General features: G+C 72.4%; 19 protein-coding genes. 8 read left to right on the forward strand and 11 right to left on the reverse strand.

Translation table 11 applies throughout. The features are described from left to right. Window positions 1–28: 28 nt before the first annotated feature. The 4 genes from infB to rimP form a co-directional block, all read right to left on the reverse strand. Window positions 29–3,124 carry a translation initiation factor IF-2 gene (infB, locus tag AB0I91_RS06835; protein WP_499635644.1) on the reverse strand — a complete coding sequence of 1,032 codons (3,096 nt, stop codon included), beginning with the start codon at window positions 3,122–3,124 and terminating at the stop codon, window positions 29–31. 88 nt (window positions 3,125–3,212) lie between these two features. After that, window positions 3,213–3,638 carry a YlxR family protein gene (locus AB0I91_RS06840; RefSeq protein WP_498780714.1) on the reverse strand — a complete coding sequence of 142 codons (426 nt, stop codon included), beginning with the start codon at window positions 3,636–3,638 and terminating at the stop codon, window positions 3,213–3,215. Beyond that, window positions 3,580–4,602: a transcription termination factor NusA gene (nusA, locus tag AB0I91_RS06845; RefSeq protein ID WP_498780712.1), complete on the reverse strand. Its 1,023-nt coding sequence runs from the start codon at window positions 4,600–4,602 to the stop codon at window positions 3,580–3,582. Before nusA ends, AB0I91_RS06840 begins: the two co-directional genes overlap by 59 nt. Continuing rightward, the gene (gene rimP, locus AB0I91_RS06850) at window positions 4,599–5,141 is read right to left on the reverse strand and encodes a ribosome maturation factor RimP (protein WP_498780710.1); all 543 of its coding nucleotides are present in this window, start codon (window positions 5,139–5,141) and stop codon (window positions 4,599–4,601) included. The genes nusA and rimP overlap by 4 nt, the downstream gene beginning before the upstream one ends. 295 nt (window positions 5,142–5,436) lie before the next feature. Here rimP and AB0I91_RS06855 point away from each other — a divergent pair, with 295 nt between their 5' ends. Both AB0I91_RS06855 and AB0I91_RS06860 read left to right on the forward strand, forming a co-directional pair. Continuing rightward, complete coding sequence (locus tag AB0I91_RS06855) at window positions 5,437–5,880, forward strand: hypothetical protein (RefSeq protein WP_499613404.1); 444 nt, start codon at window positions 5,437–5,439, stop codon at window positions 5,878–5,880. A gap of 58 nt (window positions 5,881–5,938) precedes the next feature. Further along, a complete protein-coding gene (locus AB0I91_RS06860; RefSeq protein ID WP_230570292.1) occupies window positions 5,939–6,373 on the forward strand; it encodes a ferritin-like domain-containing protein in 435 nt (144 codons plus the stop codon). Between the two features lie 552 nt (window positions 6,374–6,925). Here AB0I91_RS06860 and AB0I91_RS06865 read toward each other — a convergent pair. The 4 genes from AB0I91_RS06865 to AB0I91_RS06880 are packed head-to-tail and all read right to left on the reverse strand — an operon-like array spanning window position 6,926 to window position 10,019. Further along, window positions 6,926–7,681 (reverse strand): hypothetical protein, encoded by a 756-nt coding sequence (locus tag AB0I91_RS06865; protein ID WP_499613402.1) that lies wholly within the window; start codon window positions 7,679–7,681, stop codon window positions 6,926–6,928. A gap of 25 nt (window positions 7,682–7,706) precedes the next feature. Beyond that, complete coding sequence (locus AB0I91_RS06870) at window positions 7,707–8,714, reverse strand: aminotransferase class V-fold PLP-dependent enzyme (RefSeq protein ID WP_498780701.1); 1,008 nt, start codon at window positions 8,712–8,714, stop codon at window positions 7,707–7,709. A 7-nt stretch (window positions 8,715–8,721) separates the two neighbouring features. Continuing rightward, window positions 8,722–9,201 carry a DUF4442 domain-containing protein gene (locus AB0I91_RS06875; protein ID WP_499635647.1) on the reverse strand — a complete coding sequence of 160 codons (480 nt, stop codon included), beginning with the start codon at window positions 9,199–9,201 and terminating at the stop codon, window positions 8,722–8,724. 41 nt (window positions 9,202–9,242) lie between these two features. Beyond that, window positions 9,243–10,019 carry an SDR family oxidoreductase gene (locus tag AB0I91_RS06880; protein ID WP_499635650.1) on the reverse strand — a complete coding sequence of 259 codons (777 nt, stop codon included), beginning with the start codon at window positions 10,017–10,019 and terminating at the stop codon, window positions 9,243–9,245. Between the two features lie 58 nt (window positions 10,020–10,077). Here AB0I91_RS06880 and AB0I91_RS06885 point away from each other — a divergent pair, with 58 nt between their 5' ends. Next, the gene (locus AB0I91_RS06885) at window positions 10,078–10,485 is read left to right on the forward strand and encodes a YjbQ family protein (RefSeq protein ID WP_498780695.1); all 408 of its coding nucleotides are present in this window, start codon (window positions 10,078–10,080) and stop codon (window positions 10,483–10,485) included. Here AB0I91_RS06885 and AB0I91_RS06890 read toward each other — a convergent pair. Beyond that, window positions 10,381–11,412 (reverse strand): YhgE/Pip domain-containing protein, encoded by a 1,032-nt coding sequence (locus AB0I91_RS06890; protein ID WP_499635653.1) that lies wholly within the window; start codon window positions 11,410–11,412, stop codon window positions 10,381–10,383. The genes AB0I91_RS06885 and AB0I91_RS06890 overlap by 105 nt on opposite strands. A 127-nt stretch (window positions 11,413–11,539) precedes the next feature. On the opposite strand from AB0I91_RS06890, the gene AB0I91_RS06895 reads away from it, so the two are divergent. The 3 genes from AB0I91_RS06895 to AB0I91_RS06905 are packed head-to-tail and all read left to right on the forward strand — an operon-like array spanning window position 11,540 to window position 13,865. Beyond that, window positions 11,540–12,457 (forward strand): DUF8017 domain-containing protein, encoded by a 918-nt coding sequence (locus tag AB0I91_RS06895; protein ID WP_498780691.1) that lies wholly within the window; start codon window positions 11,540–11,542, stop codon window positions 12,455–12,457. Then, window positions 12,454–13,155, forward strand: coding sequence for a DUF8017 domain-containing protein (locus tag AB0I91_RS06900; protein WP_499635656.1), 702 nt, complete (start codon window positions 12,454–12,456; stop codon window positions 13,153–13,155). Before AB0I91_RS06895 ends, AB0I91_RS06900 begins: the two co-directional genes overlap by 4 nt. Next, window positions 13,152–13,865 carry an HAD family hydrolase gene (locus tag AB0I91_RS06905; protein WP_498780687.1) on the forward strand — a complete coding sequence of 238 codons (714 nt, stop codon included), beginning with the start codon at window positions 13,152–13,154 and terminating at the stop codon, window positions 13,863–13,865. The genes AB0I91_RS06900 and AB0I91_RS06905 overlap by 4 nt, the downstream gene beginning before the upstream one ends. 87 nt (window positions 13,866–13,952) lie before the next feature. Here AB0I91_RS06905 and AB0I91_RS06910 read toward each other — a convergent pair whose 3' ends face one another. Next, window positions 13,953–15,698: a proline--tRNA ligase gene (locus AB0I91_RS06910; RefSeq protein WP_498780685.1), complete on the reverse strand. Its 1,746-nt coding sequence runs from the start codon at window positions 15,696–15,698 to the stop codon at window positions 13,953–13,955. A 140-nt stretch (window positions 15,699–15,838) separates the two neighbouring features. On the opposite strand from AB0I91_RS06910, the gene AB0I91_RS06915 reads away from it, so the two are divergent. Continuing rightward, window positions 15,839–16,192, forward strand: coding sequence for a VOC family protein (locus AB0I91_RS06915; RefSeq protein WP_498780683.1), 354 nt, complete (start codon window positions 15,839–15,841; stop codon window positions 16,190–16,192). Between the two features lie 320 nt (window positions 16,193–16,512). Then, entirely contained in the window at window positions 16,513–17,250 is a 738-nt protein-coding gene (gene yaaA / locus AB0I91_RS06920; RefSeq protein WP_498780681.1) for a peroxide stress protein YaaA, read from the forward strand. A gap of 4 nt (window positions 17,251–17,254) precedes the next feature. Here yaaA and AB0I91_RS06925 read toward each other — a convergent pair whose 3' ends face one another. Beyond that, window positions 17,255–17,500, reverse strand: a complete 246-nt coding sequence (locus AB0I91_RS06925; protein ID WP_498780679.1) for a hypothetical protein — start codon at window positions 17,498–17,500, stop codon at window positions 17,255–17,257.

Consider the following 17,500-nt stretch of genomic DNA (forward strand, 5'->3'; position numbering starts at 1 on the left):
CGACGGCCCCGCACCTGGCTGAAGACGATCAGGCGCGCGGCTTCTCGCGCATCTCGAACGTCTCGATGATGTCGCCGACCTTCAGGTCGCTGTAGTTGCCGAGCGTCAGACCGCACTCGAAGCCCTCGCGGACCTCGGTCGCGTCGTCCTTGAACCGGCGCAGCGAGCTGATCGGCAGGTTCTCCTGCACGACGTTGTTGTCGCGCAGCAGGCGGGCCCGGGCGTTGCGCCGGATCTCGCCCGACATCACGAGGCAACCCGCGATCGTGCCGACCTTGGAGGACTTGAAGACCTCGCGGACCTCCGCGCGGCCCAGCTGGACCTCTTCGTACTCCGGCTTGAGCATGCCCTTCAGGGCCTGCTCGATCTCGTCGATCGCCTGGTAGATCACCGTGTAGTAGCGGACGTCCACGCCCTCGCGGTTGGCGAGCTCGGTGGCCTTGCCCTCGGCCCGGACGTTGAAGCCCAGGACGATGGCGCTACCCGCGACGGCGAGGTTGATGTCGCCTTCGGTGATGCCACCGACGCCGCGGTGGATGACCCGCAGCTCGACGTCGTCGCCGACCTCGATCTTCATCAGCGCGTCCTCGAGGGCCTCGACGGTACCCGAGTTGTCGCCCTTGATGATCAAGGTGAGGGCGCTCGTCTCCTTCAGCGCGGCGTCCAGGTCCTCCAGGCTGACGCGCTTGCGCTTCGCGGCGTTCATCGCGTTGCGGTTGCGGGCCTGGCGGCGCTCGGCGATCTGCCGGGCCACCCGGTCCTCCTCGACCACGAGGAACGTGTCGCCCGCGCCGGGCACCGAGGTGAGGCCGATGACCTGCACCGGACGCGACGGCGTCGCCACCGTGACGTCCGCGCCGTGCTCGTCGACCATGCGGCGCACGCGACCGTAGGCGGCGCCCGCCACGATCGAGTCACCCACGCGGAGCGAACCGCGCTGGACCAGCACCGTGGCCACCGGGCCGCGACCGCGGTCCAGGTGCGCCTCGATGGCGACGCCCTGCGCCTCCATCTCCGGGTTGGCCCGCAGGTCGAGCGAGGCGTCGGCGGTCAGCAGGATCGCTTCCAGCAGGCCGTCGATGTTGATGCCCTGCTTCGCCGAGATGTCGACGAACATGGTCTCGCCGCCGTACTCCTCGGCGACCAGCCCGTACTCGGTGAGCTGCTGGCGGATCTTGGCGGGGTTGGCCCCCTCCTTGTCGATCTTGTTCACCGCGACCACGATCGGCGCGTTGGCCGCCTGGGCGTGGTTGATCGCCTCCACCGTCTGCGGCATCACGCCGTCGTCGGCCGCCACCACGATGACCGCGATGTCGGTCGAGTTCGCACCACGCGCACGCATGGCGGTGAACGCCTCGTGACCCGGGGTGTCGATGAACGTGATCAGGCGCTCGTTGCCCTCGAGCTCCGTGTTCACCTGGTAGGCGCCGATGTGCTGGGTGATGCCACCCGCCTCGCCCTCGGCCACCTTCGCCGTGCGGATGGTGTCCAACAGGCGCGTCTTGCCGTGGTCGACGTGACCCATGACGGTGACGACCGGCGGGCGGATCTGGAGGTCCTCCTCGCCGCCGGCGTCGTCGCCGTAGGTGATGTCGAACGTCTCCAGCAGCTCGCGGTCCTCCTCCTCGGGGGACACGACCTGCACGTTGTAGTTCATCTCGGAGCCGAGCAGCTCCAGGATCTCGTCGGAGACGGACTGCGTCGCGGTGACCATCTCGCCGAGGTGGAACAGCACCTGCACCAGCGAGGCCGGGTTGGCGTTGATCTTGTCGGCGAAGTCGGTCAGCGAGGCGCCACGCGGCAGGCGGATCGTCTCGCCGCTGCCCTTGGGCAGGCGGACGCCACCGACCGAAGGCGCCTGCATGTTGTCCATGTACTCCTGGCGCTTCTGCCGCTTCGACTTGCGGCCACGACGCGCCGGACCACCGGGACGGCCGAAGGCACCCGCGGCGCCGCCGCGACCACCGGGACCGCCACCACCGGGACGACCGCGGAAACCGCCGCCACCACCGGCCGGTGCGCCACCGCCACCGCCGCCACCGCCACCGGGGCGGAAGCCACCGCCGCCGCCACCGCCGCCACCGGGACGGAAGCCGCCACCGGCGCCACCGCCGCCGCCACCGGGGCGGAAGCCGCCACCGGCGCCACCGCCACCACCGGGACGACCGCCGCCGCCACCAGGACCGCGGCCACCGCCGCCACCGCCACCGGGACCGCCGGGGCCACGACCGCCGCCACCACCGCCACCGGGGCGGGGCGCGGGACGACCGGGCATCATGCCCGGGTTCGGCCGGGGCGGCATGTTGCCGGGGTTGGGCCGGGGACCGCCGGGACCGCCACCGGAGCCACCCGGACGGGGGCCTGCCGGACGTGAGTCACCGGGCTTGGGGCCGGACGGCCGCTCGCCGCCACCCGGCGCGGCCGGGCGGGGCGCCTGCGGACGCGGCGCCGGAGCGCCACCGCCCACGCCGAACGGGTTGTTGCCCGGACGCGGGGGCCGCGGGCCGGCGGGCTTGGGGGCCTGCGGGCGCGGCGGGACCACGGACGGGGGGTTCTGCGCCGCCGCGGGCTGCTGCTGCGGTGCGCGGGGGCCGGGACGAGGGCCGGGGCCACTGGTCCGCGGCGCCTGCTGGGGCGCCTGCTGGGGCCGCTGCTGCGGCTGCGGCGCGGGTGCCGCGGTCGGCTGCTGCTTGGGCGCCTGGACGGGCGTCGGAGCCGCGGCCGCCGCCGGGGCCGGGGCCTCGGGCTGCGCGGCGGGAGCCGGAGCCGCGGGCGCCGGAGCGGCGGGCTTGGCCACCGGCTTGGGCGCCATCGGCTTGGGACCGGGCACCGGGCGGGGACCCGGCTTGCCGGCGGTCGCCGGCGGGCGCGGGGCCTCGCTCTTGGTCTCGCCCGAGGCCGCGCTCGTCGGCGCGGGCTTCGGCGGCGCCGGGCGGGCGCCTGCGGGCTTGGGCTTGGACTCGCCCTTGGCGTAGGCGTCACGGAGCCGCCGGGCCACGGGGGCCTCGACGGTGCTGGACGCGGACTTCACGTACTCGCCCTGGTCGGCGAGCTTGGTGAGTAGTTCTTTACTCGTGACTCCGAGCTCTTTGGCGAGCTCGTGCACGCGGGCCTTACCTGCCACTGCACTCCTCTGTGAGGGAGGCCGGCGGGCAAGTCCCGTCGACCTCGTCTTAACGTCGCGCGTTCATGTCTTCAGCTTCACGGCTGACTCATGACGGGTCGACCTGCTTCCTTGCTTCCTGCTGGTCACGGGGCGATCCCGCGACCTCCTGCCCACACTGCTCGAGATGACCGCGCACGCGTTCCACGTCGAGCGGACCCTGGACCCTGAAGGCCCGGGGGAACGCCCGTCGCTTCTCGGCGTTGCGGAGGCAGTCCGGATCGGGGTGCAGCCATGCTCCCCTACCGGGCAACCGTCGACGTGTGTCCGGGACCACAGCCCCGTCCACGACCACCACGCGCAGCAGCTCGGAGGGCAACGTCCGAGAGCGGCATCCGATGCACGTACGAACCGGGCCGATGTGCGCGAGATCCGATCCCCGACGTTGAACCACTGAGAAGTCTATCCCCTGTTGCCTATTCAGCCGAACCGGATGCCGATGCGCCCGCCGGAGCGGCCCCGCCGGCCTCCGCATCACTGCGGATGTCGATGCGCCAGCCGGTGAGCCTGGCGGCCAACCGGGCGTTCTGCCCCTCCTTGCCGATGGCGAGGGAGAGCTGGAAGTCCGGGACCACGACCCGTGCCGTCTTGGCGCGCTCGTCGAGCACCTTGACGGAGACAACCTTCGCCGGTGACAAGGCATTCCCGACGAACGTGGCCGGGTCGTCGGAGTGGTCGATGATGTCGATCTTCTCACCGGCCAGCTCGCTCATGACGTTGCGCACGCGGGCGCCCATCGGCCCGATGCACGCGCCCTTGGCGTTGACGCCGGGGACGGTCGTGCGGACCGCGATCTTCGAACGGTGACCTGCCTCACGTGCCACCGCGGGGATCTCCACGGTGCCGTCGGCGATCTCCGGGACCTCGAGCGCGAACAGCCTGCGCACCAGGTTCGGGTGCGTGCGCGAAAGGGTGATCTGGGGGCCTCGCGAGCCGCGGGACACGCCGACGACGTAGCACTTGAGGCGCGAGCCGTGCTCGTAGGACTCGCCGGGCACCTGCTCGGCGGGCGGCAGCACGCCCTCGGTGTCGCCGACCTGGACCACGACCATGCCGCGGGCGTTGGCGCGGGCGTCGCGCTGCACGACGCCGGCGATGATCTCGCCCTCCTTGGCGGAGAACTCGCCGAACGTGCGCTCGTGCTCGGCGTCGCGCAGGCGCTGGAGGATGACCTGGCGGGCGGTGGTGGCGGCGATGCGGCCGAAACCCTCGGGGGTGTCGTCCCACTCCTCGGCCACGGTGCCGTCCGGGTTGAGCTCCTGGGCGAGCACGCGCACCGCGCCGCTCTTGCGGTCGATCTCGACGCGGGAGTGGGCGTGGTGGCCCTCGGTGTGCTTGTAGGCGGTCAGCAGGGCCGTCTCGATGGCTTCGAGAACGGTGTCGAAGGGGATGTCCTTGTCCCGTTCGATCGCCCTGAGAGCGGCGATGTCGACGTTCACTCCGACTCCTCCTTCAGGTGCTTGCCTTCGAGGAGCGCGAGCTCGTCGACCGGCGGCTGCTTGAACTCGACTTCGACGACGGCGCGCTCGATCGTCCGGTACTCGACGCGGCGCAGCTCGCCCTTGACCAGCAGCACGACGCCGGTGTCGTCGGCATCGCCGACCCGGCCGAAGAACTCGACCGGGTCCGGTTCCTTGGCAGGGGCCTGCGGCTTGACCTTCACCAGGCGCAGCCGGTTGCGCTTCCAGTGGCGAGGCTTGGTGAGCGGGCGGTCCGCGCCGGGCGAGGTGACCTCGAGCGTGTACGGCCCGGCGATCAGGTGCTCGTTGGCGTCGAGGGCGGCGGAGACGGCGCGGCTGGCCTGCGCCACCTCGTCCAACCCGATCCCGTCGTCGCCGTCCACGACCACCTTGACCAGCCTGCGACGCCCAGCCTGGTTCACGTCGAGCAGTTCGAGGTCGAAGCCGATCGCCTCGACCGCCTCCCGCACGACGGGTGTTAGCTGCGCGGCGAGTTCTCCGCGCGGCGGGCTGGACATGTGGTGACTCCAGGTTCTGTTCGAGTGCAGAGGGCACGGCAACCCCGGCCGACGCTGCACTTCGCCGGCCGTGGTCGCCCAGACTATCTCGTTCGGCGGGCTCCCACGTGCCACGGGCGAAGGCGGCACGTGGGGTGGGTGGGGTCGGTGGGGGTGGGTGGGGTCGGTGGGGGTGGGTGGGGTCGGTGGGGGTGGGTGGGCGGATGGATGGGTGGGTGGATGGGTTGGGGTGGGAGGTGCGGTGGGGTTGGTGCGGCCGGGTTGGTGCGGTGCGGCTCTGGCAGGATCGGAACACGTGATCGGAAGAACGGCGTTCAGCAGGCGCGCGGTGCTGCTGGCGACGGCGACGGCGCCGTTGGCGGTTGCGTGCACCACACCCCCTCCCCCTCCGCCGCCACCGGACCCGCTGGCGGAGCTGGTGAAGGCGGCGCTGTCGGACGCCGCGCTCGCCACGGCGGTCGGAGCGCCCGAGACGGCCGCGGCGCGGACCGAGCACGCGACGCGGTTGCAGGCTGAGGTCGACCGGGCGACGCCGCGGGTGCCGGGGTCGTCGGTGGTGCCGACGACGTTGCCTTCGGTGGCGCCGCAGGCGGGGGCGACGCGGGAGGCGTTGGCGCCGGCGTTGCAGGCGGCGCAGAAGCAGGCGGCTGAGTTGGTGGCGAAGGTGGAGACGCACCGGGTGGGGTTGGTCGCCTCGGTGGCGGCCGGGTGCGCGAGCCTGGTGGAGGCGCTGTCGTGAGTGGCACGGGCGCTGTCGTGAGTGGTGGGGGCGCTGTCGTGAGTGGTGGGGGTTTGTCGTGAGCGTGGACGCGGTGCAGGACGCGTTGGCGGCGGAGCACGCGGCGGTGTGGACGTACGGGCTGGTCAGCGCGTTCATCTCGGTGCCGCAGCAGTCGGCGGCGGTGGCGGACGGGGCGAACGCCCACCGGGCGCGGCGGGATGTGACGGAGCGGTGGTTGCGCGATGCGGGCGCGACGCCCAGGCCTCCGGCAGCGGCCTACCTGCCGCCTCAGCCGGTGGACAGCGCGGCGTCGGCGATCGCGGCGTTGATCACGGTGGAGACGGATGCGTGCGTGGCTTGGCGCGGGGTGTTGGAGCGGACTGATGACGCGGCGCTGCGGACGTCGGCGTTGGACGCGTTGACGGTGTCGGCGGTGCGGGCGACGCGGTGGAGGAAGGTGGCAGGGGTTACGCCGACGTCGATCGCGTTTCCTGGTGCGGGGGTTGGTTGAGGTTGGTTGATGGTCGGCGAGATGTAGGAGCCTCGAAGATCAAAAGAGTCCTCGCCGGACGGGCAGATCAGCAGGATGACGACCGGTGGGTGGGTACGCGCCGGGTCCGTTGTGGGTCGGGTTTCGTGTCATCCCACCGACCTCCCTACGGGCTACCACACGTATCAAGGGGGGCGACATCAGTGAACGCCGAGGTATAGGTCGGACAGCGCCCCCCTTGACACGCGCGGTAGGGCGGAGCCAGGTCGGCGGGATGACACGAAGCCCTTCGTTTGGGGGAGGGCGAGCGTGACGTGGCCCCTGGTTGGGGTGTGCGCGGTGCGGTGGGTGCGGTGGGTGCGGGCGGTGCGGTGGTGCGGGCGGTGAGGTGGTGCGGGCCGAGTGGGCGGTGCGGGCCGAGTGGGGGGTGCGGGCCGAGCAGGCGGTGCGGGCCGAGCAGGGGTGCGGGCGGTGAGGGGGGTGCGGGCCGAGCGGGTGGTGTGGTGGCGCGGGGTGCGGGCCGGGGGCGGCGCGGGCGGTGAGGGGCCTGGTGGGCCGAGGTGTGGGGGTTGGTTAGGCGTTCAGGTCGGCGGCGAGGCGGAAGGCGTCGTTGCTGATCCGCTTCATCAGCTGGTTGTGCGCGGTCTCGTCGGGGCCGTGTTTGACCGAGTCCGATTCGATGATGATCACGTCGCGGTCTTGCAGGCGGGCGGCGAAGCCGCCGTTGGCCAGGGTGGTCAGGTTCGGCACGCGGACGGCGCCGTCTTTGACCAGGTCGTTGACGTTGCCGGTGCCGTCGCGGGTGGTCAGGTCCTTCAGTTTGGCGGCGTCCTCGGGTGTCTTCATCCGCACGATTGACACGGACGTGTAGACCTTCACCCCGTCAGGGGTGGTCGTCGTGTACAGACCGCGCGTGAGTTGTTGGCACGGCGTGTTGGTCAGGAACGTCTTGGTCTGCCCGTACGCGTGCGACGCGCAGTCGCTGTCCTTCAGCGGCTCGGGGACGTCGGGCGACGCGGCGAAGGAGAACTCCCCCGACGGCGCGGACGTGGTGGTGGGGGTGCCGGTGGGAGTGTTCTTCGGCATCACGACCAGCCACACCAGGCCGGACACCACCGCCACGCCGAGCAGGCCGAGGCCCTTGAGCACCATCCCGCGGCGCGGGTGCGCCGTGGGAGCGGCGGGCCCGCGGCGTGGCGGGGGCGGAGGCGAGCTCAGCAGCGAGTCCAGCTGCCCGATCTCCGACCGCCACAGCGGGGCGGTGTCCGACGGTCGGACGGGCGGGATCCGCTGCGTCACCTCTTCGGGTGATTCGGGAGGAACCGACACAAAGACCCACGGTAACGGAAGCGGGTCAGCTGAGCGCCGTGAGCACCTGATCGACATCCTCGGCGGTGTTGTAGAGGTGGAAGGCCAGGCGGACGCGGCCGGCTCGGATGCTGGACCGCACGCCGGCCGCCGCGAGCCGGTCGGCGGCGTCGGGGAGGTCGAGGGAGACGATCGCGGTTCCGCGGGGAGGCAAGTCGAGGCCGGTGAGCAGGGCGTCGGCCAGGCCCACGTTGTGGTCGCGGACCGCCCCGAGGTCCAGCGAGGCGAGGTGGGGGAGGGAGACGGCGGCGCCGAACTGGGACAGCAGGACCGGGGAGAGGTCGAGGCGGCGGGCGTCGGGGGCCAGGCGGAGCGGGAGGCCGTAGACCGTGCTCCACGGGTCGTCGCCGGCGTACCAGTTGGCCGCCACGGGCACCGTGCGCTCCAGGGCCGAGGGAGAGCACGCCAGCCAGGCGCAGCCCCGTGGCGCCATGAGGAACTTGTAGCCCACGGCGACGACCCAGTCGGCCCAGCCCAGGTCGAGCGGTAGCCAGCCGATCGCCTGGGAGGCGTCCAGCAGGACCGGCACGCCGGTCGCGCGCAGGCCGTCCAGGTCGACGACGCGACCGTCGGCGGACTGCACGACGCTGACCGCGACGAGGTCGTGCGCGCCCGCGTGGGCGACGATCTCGTCCAGTTCGACTTCGGTGACCCGCAGGCCGCGGGCGGCGAAGGGGAACGTCAGGCTGGTGAACTCGCCGCGGGCGACGAGGACCGAGGCGTCGGCGGGCAGTCCGGCGGCGACGAGGGAGACGAGCTGGGAGCCCGACGCGCCCGCGGCGACGCGGTCGGACGGCACGCCGACGAGCCGGCCGAACGCCTCGCGCGCCGTCGTCACGTGCTCGTCGACCGCGCCCGGCCCGTCCGCGCCGGCCGACCACCGGCGCACGGCGTCCGCGACGGCCGTGGCCGCGGGTGTGGGAGGGACGCCGATGCTCGCGGTGTTCAGGTAGCCGAGGGGGACGTCGAAGGTCGTGCCGAAGGCTGAGCGCATGGGGTGATCACACGGTCTCGGCGATCCCGTCGTCCACCGAATTGCGGTTCTTGCGGCGGGCGTAGACCTGCTTGCGGGTGCGGGCGACGACCTCGCCGGCGGAGTCCACGACGTCGGTGGAGAACCACAGCAGGGCCTTGCTGTCCGAAGCGGCCCGGGAGCGCAGCTCGTCGAGGTGCTCGTCGGTCAGGTGGAACTCGGCGTGGACGGTGCCGCGGCCGGGCTTGACGAACTCGATCTCGCCCGCCCGGTCCCACACCAGGTGCTCGCGGCCGAGGTGGTGCAGCACGAGCAGCATCCAGAACGGGTCGGTCATCGAGAACAGCGAGCCGCCGAAGTGCGTGCCCACGTAGTTGCGGTTCCACCAGTGCAGCCGCATCCGGACCTTGGCGTGGCGGTAGTCGTCGGACAGCTCGACCACGCGGATGCCGGCGAACAGGAACGGTGGCCACAGGTTCATGCCGCGGCGCAGTCGGGATGCCTTCACGGCGACTATGTTACCAGCGGGTAATAGTCGGTCGGGTGGAATCAGTGCAGGGTGATGACGTTCTTCGTCACCTTCGAGGCGGCGTCCGAGCAGAGGAACGCGACCACGTCGGCCACGTCCTCGGGCTGGGAGACGTCGTGCGCGGCGCGCACCGCGTCGTTGACCCAACCGGTGTCGGTGACGCCCGGTTTGACGACGTTGGACGTGATGCCGTGCGGCCACAGCTCGGCCGCCGCGGACATGGCGTAGTTGTCCAGCGCCGCCTTCGCCGCGCCGTAGGACACCTCGCTCGGGAAGCCGAGCGGGCCGCCGGAGGTCAGGCCGACGATGCGGCCCCAGTTGCCGCCGCGGGCGATGTGCCGGCGGGCGAACTCGGCGATCAGGAGCGCACCGGCGCGGGCGTCCACGGCGAACTGCGCGTCGAACGTCTGGGGCGTGACGGCCTGCAGGACGCGGCCGAACTGGTCGGTCTCGACGGCCAGGAACGTGTCCTGCACCCAGCTGGAGGCGTTGTTGACCAGGATGTCGACCGGCCCGAAGAGCTTCTCCGCGGTATCGAAGAGCGTGCCGGGCGCCAGCGGGTCGGTGAGGTCGATCTCCAGAGCGTGCGCCTTGCCGCCCGCCTCGGTGATGGCGGCGACCACGTCGGCCGCGTCCGACTCGCGGGCGGTGAAGTACTCGCGCGGCAGGCTCGGGTCCGGCGCGGGCGCGAAGCGCAGGAACGAGATGAGGACGTTGACGCCCCGGGCGGCGAGCGCCTTGGCGGTGGCCGCCCCGATGCCCTGGTTGGCCCCGGTGACGATCGCGGTGTGGATCACGTACGGCATCGTGCCTGATCGGGCGGCGGTGGCGCACCGCGATTTAAGCTCTGGAGGCATGCGCAGCGAAGAGATCGAGATCCGCACCGGCTCGGCCGAGGTCGTCCACGATCTGACCCGCGCCTGCGAGGACTTCCTGGCCGGCGTGGACGGCGACGGCCTGCTGCACGTCTGGGTGCCGCACGCGACCGCGGGACTGGCGGTGCTGGAGACCGGCGCGGGCAGCGACGACGACCTGCTGGCCGCGTTGCGCGAGCTGCTGCCCGCCGACGGGCGGTGGCGGCACCGGCACGGGTCGCCCGGTCACGGCCGTGACCACGTGCTCCCCGCGCTCGTGCCGCCCTACGCGACGATCCCGGTGCTAGGCGGTGTGCTGGCGCTCGGCACCTGGCAGTCGGTCTGCCTCGTCGACACCAACGTCGACAACCCCGTCCGCAAGGTCCGGCTGAGCTTCCTGGCCGGGTAGCAGCAGGACGGCCAGACCCGCGACGGCAAGTCCCACGAACACCCAGACCTGGGCGGTGTCCAGCGACCCACCGTGGAGCAGGGCGCGCACGCCCTCCGTGGAGAAGCGGAACGGCGTCCAGGACCAGAGCAGGGTCCGGTAGACGGGGTCGATCAGCTCCGGCACCTGGCCCGCGACGGCGGGCGCGATCAGGTACAGCGGGCCGAGCAGGGCCATCGCCCGGATGCCGAGCAGCCTCAGCAGCGCGCCCTGGACCAGCGCGAACGCCGCACCGACCAGGGCGAGGTAGCCGAGCACGGTGGCGGTGAGGGGCAGGGACGAGTCCCACAGGGCGAACAGGCCCGCGACCACCGCGACGCCGAGCACGGTCGTGGCGGCGACGCCCGTGAGCCGGCCGATCAGGGTCGGCTTGCGGACCACCACCGTGAACGCCGCCGCGGCGATCAGGCCGGTGATCCACAGCAGCGCGCTGGCGGCCAGCGGCGCCGTGCGACCGGCGGCGGACGCCGGGTCGAGCGTGACGACCTTCGCCTCCATCCCGGCCCCTTGGACGACGCCGCCGAGCACCTGCTGGGCGACCTGCGTGCCGGACGGGTTCACCGCGCCGGACAGCAGCACGGTCGCGCCGCCGGGCGCCAGCTCGAGCACCCCGTAGACCTCTTGGCGGGAGAGCAGCTCCCGCGCGTCGTCGGGAGTGGTCACCCGCCACGAGACTTCCGCCACGTCGCTGCCGCCCACCTTCTCGGCGACGCCGCGCAGCTGCGGTGGCGCGTCGGCGCCCACGGCGACCGCGAGCGGCACCGCGTCGGGGTGGACCGTCGCTTGGACGCCGAACGTCAGCAGGCCCAGCACGAGCGCGATCAACGCGCCCGCGACGGCGGTGGCCACCGCGATGACCGACGGCGGCCGGTCGTGCAGTGCGGCCATGGTGCCCTCCTAGGTAGTTCATCAAGTGTTGAATTAGAGGCTACGACCGACCGCCCACGGAAGTCAACGCGCGCTGAATTGATCGGAGCGGTCCGGGGCGCGAGCGGCACCGGGTACGGTTTGGGCCGTGACTTACCCAGGTGACGGGCAGTCCGGCTGGGGCGGCCAGCCCAACCAGGGCGATTGGGGCCGGCAGGACCAGGGCTACCCGCAGCAGGTCTTCCCGCAGAACTACGGCGGTTCGTACGGCGGTCTCGGCGTCTTCTCGGGCGGCGAGGAGCCCCCGCCCGAGAAGAAGAGCAAGGCCAAGCTGTGGCTGGTGATCGGCGCGGTCGTCGTCGTGCTGGTCGGCGGCGGCGTGACCGCGTACGTGCTGACCAGGCCGGACGCCACGCCGCCGGTCGCGCAGAACACCACGACGAGCAGCACGTCGACGACCACGACCACCACGGCGAAGACGACGCCGTCGACCCCGCCGAACGCCACCTGCGAGCCCGTCAAGCAGGGCTGGAACTGCCTGCCGGTGACCGCCCTGTCGTACAGCTACGACGTGCCCAAGGGCTGGTCGCCCGCGCAGGGCAGCGCGCCGGTCGAGGCGATGCCGGACGTGAAGCTGACCGGCCTCACCGTCAACGGCGCGTACGACTGCGGCGGCAAGGACTTCACCCGCGGCGGCGCGGGCGGTGTCGTGGTGCCGCAGACCGACCTCACCGCGGTGGCCAAGGACTTCGCCGAGAAGCTCGCCACGCAGTACTACAAGTCCGCGCCGAAGTCCGAGGTCAAGCTCGGCGAGCCGAAGCCGGTGAAGCTGACGAGCTCGCTGGGCGACATCGAGGGCGTGCAGGTCGACGCCACCGCCACCACGTCCGGCGACGAGTGCCTGGCCACCAAGGGCATGGTCAAGGTCCTGGTCCTCAAGGGGGACAAGGGCTTCCACGTGTTCATGGCGAACGGCGACCTCGAAGGCGGCCCGGCGGAGCCGAAGCCGCTGGCCGAGGCCGAGTTGCAGGGCATGGTCGACTCCGTGAAGCCGCTGAGCCGGTGAGCTACTCCGGACTGGGCTTCTACCAGCAGCAACCGCCGAAGCGGCCCAGCCGCGCGCCGCTGTGGATCGCGCTGGGCGTGGTCGCGCTGCTCGTCGTCGGCGGCGGCGTCACCGCGATCGTGCTGCTGAACTCCGGCGACGGCCAGGCGGCGCGGCCCACCTCGACGTCGACCACGTCGGCCGCGCCCGAGCCGGACTGGCAGGCGGTGGAGGACGAGAAGGCCGGCCTGTCCTACGAGCTGCCGCCGTCCTGGGAGTCCAGCGGCGCCGGCTCGTCCGGGCGGGTCAAGCTGAGCACGACGTACGTGTCGCGGCCGTTCCAGTGCCAGGGCCGGAGCATGATCCAGGCGCAGGCGATGGCCGGTTCGGTCGTGCACGACGACCCGGAGCAGGTCGCCGCCGAGCTGGTGAACCGGATCGCCGCCGGCGGGTACACGGTGAACAACGCGCCGCCCGAGATCGGCGAGCCGCGCGTCGAGTCCGGTGACGACGGGGTGGTCCGGCTCAGCGTCGAGGTGACGCCCCAGTCCGCCAGCGCCTGCTACGCGCCCAAGGCCACGGTCAGCGCGGTGGCCATGAGCAACGGGTCCGAGGTGGCGGTGTTCGTGCTCAACGTCGCCGAGGGCGGGCCGCACGTGGCCGAAGGTCCCTCGGACGACGACGTGAAGCGCATCCTGGAAAGCGTGCGGCAGTCGTGAACACGTTGGTGCTGTGGGACATCGACCTGACGTTGATCGACGCCAGGGGCCTCGGGCACGACTGGTACCGCACCGCGTTGCGCGCGACGTCGGGCCTGGACCTCGTGCACGTGCCCAGCTTCCCCGGCCGCACCGAGCGCGCCATCACGCGCGAGCTGCTGACGGCGCACGACCTGGAGCCGACCGAGGAGCTGGTGGCCCGGCTGCACGCCGAGCTGATCGACGTGGCCACGCGGGAACGCGACCTGCTGCCGACCCGGGGGCACGCGCTCCCGGGCGCCTTGGCCGCGCTGAAGGCGTTGGGGGCGCAGGAGGACGTCGTGCAGTCGCTGGTCACCGGGAACCTCGTGGAGATCGCCCGGTACAAGCTGGCCGCGTTCGGGCTCGACGAGCACCTGGACTTCGAGATCGGCGGCTACGGCTCGGTGTCCGAGCACCGGCCCGCGCTGGTGCTGGAGGCGGTGCGGCTGGCCACGGCCAAGCACACCCGCGAGTTCCGGCCCGTGGTCATCGGCGACACGCCGCACGACGTGGACGCCGCGCTGCACCACGGCGCCGTCGCCATCGGCGTGGCGACGGGTCGCAGCGACGTGGCGGAACTGCGGGAGGCCGGCGCGCACGTCGTGCTGGAGGACCTGTCCGACACGGCGGCCGTGCTGGCCGCGGTGTTGAACGGCCGCTGCTCCGCAGACGGCGGCTCAGTCGCCTGAAAGTCGGTCGTCCACGCCCTGATCCCCCGACGATCGACGATCGTGATCGCGGGAGATCAGGACGCGAACAACGCGACCTCGCGGGAACTAGCCCTTGACGGCGTTCAGCAGGTGCTGGACCGCGTCGTCGACCGGCACCTCCACGCGCTCGCCCGTGCGGCGGTCCTTGACCTCGACCAGGCCGTTCGCCAGGCCGCGGCCGACCACCAGGATCGTCGGCACGCCGATCAGCTCGGCGTCGGCGAACTTCACGCCCGGGCTCGCCTTGCGGTCGTCCAGCAGCACCGCCAAGCCCGCCGCGGACAGCTCGCCCGCCAGCTTCTCGCCGCCCGCGAGCAGCGTCTCGTCCTTGCCGGCGACGACCACGTGCACGTCGGCGGGCGCGACGTTGCGCGGCCAGATGAGGCCGCGGTCGTCGTGGCTCTGCTCGGCGATCACGGCGACCAGGCGGGACACGCCGATGCCGTAGGAGCCCATGGTGATCCGGATGGGCTTGCTGTCCGGGCCGAGCGCGTCCAGCGAGAACGCGTCCGCGTACTTGCGGCCCAGCTGGAAGATGTGCCCGATCTCGATGCCGCGCGCGGCGACCAGCAGGCCCTTGCCGTCCGGCGACGCGTCGCCCTCCCGGACCTCGGCCACGTCGATCGTGCCGTCGGGGGTGAAGTCGCGGCCGACGACCAGGTCGACCACGTGGTGGTCGGCCTTGTCCGCGCCGGTCACCCACGCCGTGCCGCGCACCACGCGCGGGTCGGCCAGGTACTTCACGCCGTTGTCCTGGATCGCGGCCGGGCCGATGTAGCCCTTGACCAGGAAGGAGTTGCGGGCGAAGTCCGCGTCCTCCAGCATCGCCACCTCGGCGGGCTCGATCGCCGCCTCCAGGCGCTTGAGGTCGACCTCGCGGTCGCCGGGCAGGCCGATGGCCAGCAGCGACCAGTCCGACTCGCCGGGCGCGCGCGTCTTCACCAGGACGTTCTTCAGGGTGTCCGCGGCGGTGAAGGTGCGGTCGGTGTTGGCGTTGAGGAAGTCGACCAGCGTCTTGATGGTGGGCGTGTTCGGCGTGTGGTGCACCTGCGCCGCGGGGTGCGCCGCCGGGTCCTGCTCGGGGGGCGCGGGCGTGACGACGGCTTCCACGTTCGCCGCGTAGTCCGACTCCGTGCTGCGGACGAAGGTGTCCTCGCCGGTCGGCGCGACCGCCAGGAACTCCTCCGACGCCGAGCCGCCCATCGCGCCCGACGTGGCCGAGACGATCACGTACTCCAGGCCGAGCCGGTCGAAGATGCGGATGTAGGCCTCGCGGTGCCGCTGGTAGGACTCGGCCAGCCCTTCGTCGGCGAGGTCGAAGGAGTAGGAGTCCTTCATCAGGAACTCGCGGCCGCGCAGGATGCCCGCGCGGGGACGCGCCTCGTCCCGGTACTTGGTCTGGATCTGGTAGAGCGTGACCGGGTAGTCCTTGTACGAGGAGTACTCGCCCTTCACGGTGAGCGCGAACAGCTCCTCGTGGGTGGGGCCGAGCAGGTAGTCGGCGCCCTTGCGGTCCTTGAGGCGGAAGAGGTTGGGCCCGTACTCGGTCCACCGGTTCGTCGCCTCGTAGGGCTCCTTCGGCAGCAGCGCGGGGAACTGGATCTCCTGCGCGCCGAAGGCGTCCATCTCCTCGCGCACGACCTGCTCGATGTTCCGCAGCACCCGCAGCCCCAGCGGCAGCCACGAGTAACCGCCCGGCGCGACGCGGCGCACGTAGCCGGCGCGGACCAGCAGCTTGTGGCTGGGTACTTCGGCGTCGGCCGGGTCCTCGCGCAGGGTGCGCAGGAACAGCGACGACATCCTCGTGATCACGGTGGGTGCTCCTCGTGGGCGGGTTGTCCGGGAAAGGGTAGTGAACGTGCTCTGATCAGTTCCAACGGGTTAGGCCGGGGGGCGGGGGCGGCGGGCGTCCGGGGCGGGATTGTCGGTGGTCGTCGCTAGCGTGCCGGGCCATGACGCTCACCATCGGCATGATCACCATCGACACGACGGACCCGCAGCGGCTGGCGGACTTCTGGACCAAGGCGCTCGGCACCTCGATCCAGCACGACTGGGGCGAGTTCCTGGTCCTGGCGGCGGTGGGCGGCGAGGGCGGGCCGCAGCTGGGGCTGCAACGCGTCGACGACCCGACGCCGGGCAAGAACCGGGTGCACCTCGACGCCCACGTCGAGGATCGCGCGGGTGAGGTGGCCCGGCTGGTCGGGTTGGGCGCGACGGAGATCAGCGAGCACACCGTCCCGGGCCTGACCTGGACCGTCCTGGCCGATCCGGACGGCAACCAGTTCTGCGTCGGCCAGTCCGGCTGACCGGGGCGAGTAACCGGGGGCAGGTGACGGGGGGCAACCGGGGGCGGAGGGCAGGCGGCGGCAAGCAGCCCAGGAGGTGGGGCACGCGGGCAGCGGCTGGAGGGCGGCGGCAGGCGGAGAGGCGACAGGCGACCAGCGGAGGGTGGCCGGCGAGGGCAGGTGCGGCGGGCGACCGGCCGGGGGGTAGGCGCGCGGGGGGCAGGCGGGGGCGAGTGCGGCGGGGAGCCGGCGGCGGGGATCTGGAGGCCGGTGGCGGAGCTGGTGTGGCGGGAGGGTGCGGCGGAGGGAGTGGCTGGTGGGGGCGCATAGGCTGGTCCCTCGTGTTGGTACTGCTCCCCCCGTCGGAGACCAAGGCCCCTGGTGGCTCCGGTGCGCCGCTCGACCTCGACCTGCTCTCGCACCCGGAACTCACGCCGGTTCGCGGGAAGCTCGTCGACGCGCTGGTCGAGCTCGCCGCCGACGTCCCCGCCAGCCTCGCCGTGCTCGGGCTCTCCGAACGCCAGGCCGGCGAGGTGGAGCGCAACGCCCAGCTGCGCCGCTCACCCACCCTGCCCGCGCTGGCCCGGTACACCGGGGTGCTGTACGACGCGCTCGGCCTGGACGCGTTGACGAAGACCGAGAAGTCACGGGCGTTCGCGCGCCTGTCGGTGGCCTCGGCGCTGTTCGGCGTGGTCGGCGGTGGCGATCCCATCCCCGCCTACCGGTTGTCGGGTGGCAGCGTGCCGCCGTCCGTCGGTCCGCTCGGCGGGTTGTGGCGCCCCGCGCTCGAACCGGTGCTGGCCGCGGTCGACGAGTTCGTCGTCGACCTGCGGTCGAGTCCGTACACCTCGCTGGCCCGCATCCCGGCCGCCGCGGTGATCCGGGTGGTCACCGAGGACGACAACGGGCGGCGCAACGCGGTCAGCCACTTCAACAAGGCGCACAAGGGCCGGCTCGCGCAGGCGATCGTCAAGTCGCGCTCCGAACCGGCCGACCTCAAGGGCTTGGTCAAGCTCGCGGGCCGGGCCGGGCTGCGGGTGGAGCCGACCGGCCCCCGGACCGCCGACCTGGTCGTCTAGCGGTTCAGGCCGAGCGGACCGGGCGGGTCGAACGCACCGGCGCGACCGTGCGCCGGCGCACGGCGGGGCGGTTCGCGGTCGAGTGCGCGGCGATGGTGCGCAGGTCGGCCGCCACGCGCGGCACGTCGCGGTCGTCGGTGTCCGTGCTGCCCGCCAGGCGGGAGCCGAGGCCGAGTTGACGCCGGTGGTTGCGCTCCAGGCCGTAGACGACCAGTGCGACGACGGCGAGGGCGAAGAGGATCGAAGTCAT

The sequence above is a fragment of the Actinosynnema sp. NPDC049800 genome, assembly GCF_040656635.1.
Taxonomy (GTDB): Bacteria; Actinomycetota; Actinomycetes; order Mycobacteriales; family Pseudonocardiaceae; genus Actinosynnema.

Bases quoted from the DNA above. Each gene is read 5' to 3' on its own strand.
- AB0I91_RS06870 (WP_498780701.1), bottom strand. From the start codon at position 8,714: ATGCGCTCAGCCTTCGGCACGACCTTCGACGTCCCCCTCGGCTACCTG.
- AB0I91_RS06885 (WP_498780695.1), top strand. From the start codon at position 10,078: ATGCGCAGCGAAGAGATCGAGATCCGCACCGGCTCGGCCGAGGTCGTC.
- AB0I91_RS06925 (WP_498780679.1), bottom strand. From the start codon at position 17,500: ATGACTTCGATCCTCTTCGCCCTCGCCGTCGTCGCACTGGTCGTCTAC.
- AB0I91_RS06915 (WP_498780683.1), top strand. From the start codon at position 15,839: ATGACGCTCACCATCGGCATGATCACCATCGACACGACGGACCCGCAG.
- AB0I91_RS06840 (WP_498780714.1), bottom strand. From the start codon at position 3,638: ATGCGGAGGCCGGCGGGGCCGCTCCGGCGGGCGCATCGGCATCCGGTT.
- AB0I91_RS06890 (WP_499635653.1), bottom strand. From the start codon at position 11,412: ATGGCCGCACTGCACGACCGGCCGCCGTCGGTCATCGCGGTGGCCACC.
- rimP (WP_498780710.1), bottom strand. From the start codon at position 5,141: ATGTCCAGCCCGCCGCGCGGAGAACTCGCCGCGCAGCTAACACCCGTC.